Annotated in this window: 1 protein-coding gene; it reads left to right on the forward strand. The window is 58.4% G+C overall.

All coding sequences use genetic code 11. The annotated features are described in order from the left end of the window. Positions 1–695: 695 nt before the first annotated feature. The coding region (locus PQR53_RS38620) for an AprA-related methyltransferase (protein ID WP_408465827.1) at positions 696–4,924 on the forward strand (4,229 nt) is incomplete at its 3' end.

Consider the following 4,924-nt stretch of genomic DNA (forward strand, 5'->3'; position numbering starts at 1 on the left):
GTTGCCCCTGTGCGGGGCGGCACTTACTTTCTTTGCCGCCGCAAAGAAAGATAAGCAAAGAAAGCGGCTCACACCGCCAGCTCATAAGCGGGGCCCTCGCACAGTCGCAGTAGTGGTGCATCTGGAATCCGTGTTGTCGCGTATCCGTCGCAAGTGACAAAGGACTCGTTAGCTCCCACTCCGCACTGCGTGCGTCGCGGATGGGTTTGCAGGGGAAACAAACGGCTTTGTCTGGGGACGGTGGGGTTGTCGGCTTCGCCTCGGCGCGCCGAAAAGCGGGTGGATTAAGCCCGTTGTTACAGTTCATGCATATATCTCCTTGCGACTCAAAGCCACGCGCCGTGCTATCCGATCGGACGCTACACTGGAACAGCCAGATCAGAGCTGGCCAAGATCGTCAGCGCAAGCTTTTAAAACGTGTTTGACTCAACGGTGTTTCGCAATCCCACGACCGTTCTGATCGAGAATGCGCTCGGCTAAACATTCAAAGTCCGATTTTTCATAACGACAATTATTGGTAGCTACTTTATTAAGTAATACATATCGTCTTTCGAAAAATGTACGGGACGGGAAAGAAAGATACGCTGCTTTTAAGTCGTAGTGAGAATAGCTGTGCCGCGGTGACGCCATGTCTTCGAGATGATGTGGCGCGAGTCGCTGCGCGGGCGATTTTTTTTAAATTTCAGGAGTGTGTCGTGCTCGGTCTGATTAATAGTTTTGCAGACGGATTCGTGGCAACGCCCGTGATCGAGGCCTGTCGTCGGCACTTCCTGTTTGGGAGTCTGGATGGTCATGCCGATCTGACCATCGGGAAATTGGCTTTAGCGACGGGGGCAAATGACGGGCACCTACGCGTAGCCATGCGGCTGTTACTGGAGTTGGACTGGGTGGAATCGATTGGGGAGGATTCCTACCGGGCCACGCCTGCGATGAAATCGGCAGCGCGGTTGCCCGCTGACATTGACGAGTTGATGCGTTTGTCGACTAGTGCTGCATTCCAGGATCCGGCGAGCGTGGCATTGCGAAAATGGTTGGAACGTGCAATGAGCAATTGGGGCGACGTAGGGGAGCCTATGGCCGGATTGTTGACTGGAGCGTTACTGTGCCCGTTGCTAGTACAGATCGATCGGTTGGGTGGCGCGGCGGTATTGGAAGCAAAGGCACATCCGGAAGTCTCGCCCACTTCTCAGGCGATGCTGCGTCGTTATTTCGAAGTGCGAGGCTGGGGAAGTATGGAGGGTTCAGTGTTCAAGCTGAACAGTGCCGGTCAGTACCTGATCAGGAACGGAGCGGCGCTCGGGACGGTGGTGTCCTATCAGCCCATGCTGGCACGCACGGAAGCGTTGCTATTTGGAAATGCCGTAGAGGTGTTCGGTCGGGATGCGGAAGGGCACGAGCGCCATATCGAGCGCCAGCTGAACGTGACGTGCAGCGGCTTTCAGCATCGGTTGTATTTCGAGGCATTCAGCGATCTCATCGTGGATCTGTTCGATCGAGAGGCGCTCGATGTGCAACCACGTTATATCGCCGACATGGGATGCGGCGACGGGACGTTGCTGCGCCAACTCTACGAAGTGATCCAGACGAGAACAAAGCGTGGTAAGGCGTTGGAGAGTTATCCGTTGTTGTTAATCGGTGCGGATTTCAATGAACGTGCGCTGGAGGTGGCCTCACGAACTCTGGCGGGCCTGCCGCACGTCCTTGTGGTCGGCGATATCGGCGATCCGCACGGATTCATCGAATCCTTGAGCGAGTGCGGGATAACGGACCCAGAGAAGATCTTGCATATCCGTTCCTTTCTTGACCACGACAGAGACTTACGCTCTCCGCTAGACGAAGCGGCAGTCGTGCGAAGAGGCAATTTTCCCTTCACGGGCGTGTACGTCGACCAGGATGGCAAGAGTATCGAGCCGGCATCCGCGTTGCAGAGCCTGGTGGAGCATCTGGAGCGTTGGCGAGAGGTGACCTCGCGGTATGGGTTGGCAATGCTGGAAGTGCACTGCCTGAGTCCGCAAATAGTGCGCAGGCTGGGGAGTCGAACCGGAGCCCTCCACTTCGACGCTTACCACGGTATGTCACGGCAGCACCTGTTCGAGGCTCCCGTGTTTTTGATGGCCGCGGCCGAAGCGGGACTCTATCCCGAACGAGTATCTTTTCGGCGGTTTCCGCGCGCGGCGCCTTTTACCCGTATCACGCTGAATCGGTGGCTCGCACGTCCCTATCGGATACGGCATCCGGTTGAGGCTGATATCGCACGTTTGCGAGAGTTGGACCGGATCTGCTGGTCAGAAGACCTGGCCGTGTCCGAGATCGAATTGCGCCGTCGCATCAGTGTTTTCCCACAAGGGCAAATGCTGGTGGAACAGGATGGTCGGCTTGTCGCGGCCTTGTATTCGCAGAGAGTGGAGGCGTTGGCGCAATTGCGTGATACCCCATTCGCGGATTTTGCGCGCGTCCACAAACCGGACGGTGTGGTTGCTCATCTGCTCGGAACCTGCGTCTTACCGGAAATGCAAGGCACTGGAATAGCGGACGAACTGCTCGACTTCGCCCTTGTTTACTTTGCCTGCTGTGAAGACATCGAGACGGTTGCCGGCGTTACGCGCTGTCGCGCTTATGCGCGGTCGAATCCGACCATTGCCTCAATGGACCAGTACATCCAGCAGCGTGATCACACCGGGTGGCCCGTGGATCCGATGCTGCGCTTTCATGAGTCGCACGGCGCGACGGTTCGTGAAGTCGTGTGCTCGTTTCGGCCGGAAGACAAGGCGAATGGTGGCGCTGGGGTGTTGATTGAATACCAGAACTTCCGGGATTTCCCGCCAGTGATGCAAGCGCGGGCGCCGGCGGGCTCGAGACGCGTGCTCGCGCGGAGTGCGGCAGCGGTGGAGTTGGCGACGCAGGTGCGACACACGATAGAACAGGTACTAGGCAAGCGGCGAGTCGGCGCGTATGAACCGCAGGCGCCCCTAATGGAAATGGGCTTGAGTTCGCTCGACTTGCTGGAGTTGCGTCATCGGCTCGGCGAACGCGTCGGGATCACGCTGCATCCAACTTTTTTCTTTCAATGTGGAACACCCGCAGCGATTGTCGAATACCTTCGGGCCCACGATCTGACCCATGGATGTGCAGGGGAAGGTGAACCGGCGCGTGCTCAGTCGAGCGACGCAACAATTCAGCAGCAGAACATGCCGGCGACAAGCTCCTCGCACGAGGCGTGCTCAAGATGGGTACGCAACACCATAGAGCAGGCGCTAGGCCCGGAGCGATCGGCAGCGTATGGGCCGCACGTGCCGTTGATGGAAATGGGACTAAGTTCACTCGATTTGCTGGAATTGCGTCATCGCCTTGGCGAACAAATCGGCATCGAGCTTGAGGTGACGTTTTTCTTTCAGTATGGCACGCCGGCGGCGATCGATGAATATCTGCAGGTGCAAGGCGTGGCATTTGAAGTGCGCTCGCCCGAAAACACGGATGAAGCCAGCGAAGCAAAGGCGCACACGAACGTCGCGGCGGATTCTGCCGACGACTTGCAGAGGCAGGCAACCCGTGGTGTTTCAGAAAGAGACGACATCGCCGTGATTAGTGTGGGTTGTCGCTTTCCAGGCGAAGCGTCGAGTCCGGAGCAATTCTGGGCGTTACTGGAAGGCGGGATCGATGCTATCAAGCAGCGATCAACGCCTGGCACTTGTCGAAAGAATGATCGGGATGACCAGACTGTTTGTAGCGAGGGTCAATTCGGTGGGTTCCTCGAAGATGTCTCCCGCTTCGATGCATCATTTTTCCGGATTTCGCCACGCGAAGCGGAATTGATCGATCCGCAACATCGCTTCCTGCTGGAAGTCGTGTGGGAGGCTCTTGAACGAGCCGGGATCGACCCCACCCGATTGGCGGGGTCGAACACCGGCGTATTTGTTGGCGTGATGGGCCACGACTACGAAACCTTGCTGAACCAGCAGGGCGCCGGCCATGCTGCCGATCCTCACTTCGCCACCGGCAACGCAGCGTCGATCGCAGCCGGCAGGATCGCGTATTACTTCGACTTGCATGGCCCTGCCTTGTCGGTTGATACGGCCTGTAGTTCGTCGTTGGTAGCCACGCACCTGGCGTGCGAAAGCCTGCTCGCAGGGGAATGCGACTTGGCCGTGGCGGGTGGCGTAAACATCTTGCTGAACGATGCGACATTCGTCGCCTTCGCACGGGCTGGAATGCTGTCGCCGGATGGCCGCTGCAAGACCTTCGACGCGTCCGCAAACGGCTATGTGCGTGGCGAAGGCTGCGGAATACTGATCTTGAAGCGCCTCGCCGATGCACAGCGGGATGGAGATCCTGTATGGGCAGTGATTCGAGGCAGCGCGATCAATCAGGATGGGGCGAGCGCGGGGCTGACCGCTCCGAATCAGAAGGCGCAGCAGGCGGTCATTGAAGCGGCGCTCAAGCGCAGTGGGATCGCCGCGCATGAGGTGAAATATCTGGAGGCACACGGGACGGGGACCCCGCTTGGGGATCCGATCGAGGTGGAAGCCGCGGCAGCGGCGCTCGGTGTCGGTCGCGGCGTCGATTCGCCGCTGCTGTTAGGGTCGGTGAAAACCAATGTGGGGCACCTGGAAGCGGCGGCGGCGGTGGCGGGATTGATTAAAGTCATTCTGTCCATGCGGCATGGTGTTATTCCGAAGCACTTGCATTTCGAAACGCCGAATCGACACATTCAATGGGCGCGACTGCCAGTGAAAGTGACGGCTGAAGCGCAGCCGTGGCCTGACGGCAAGAAGGTGGCCAGCGTGAGCAGCTTTGGCTTCAGCGGCACGAACGCGCATGTGGTGCTGGAGGAATACGTGGCGCCGCCGGAGGCTCAGCGGGCATGGGTGGGGCCAGTGGCGGTGGTGCTGTCGGCGAGAAACGAGGAGCGTCTGCAGGTACAGGT

The sequence above is a fragment of the Paraburkholderia fungorum genome, from assembly GCF_046027605.1.
Taxonomy (GTDB): domain Bacteria; phylum Pseudomonadota; class Gammaproteobacteria; order Burkholderiales; family Burkholderiaceae; genus Paraburkholderia; species Paraburkholderia fungorum_F.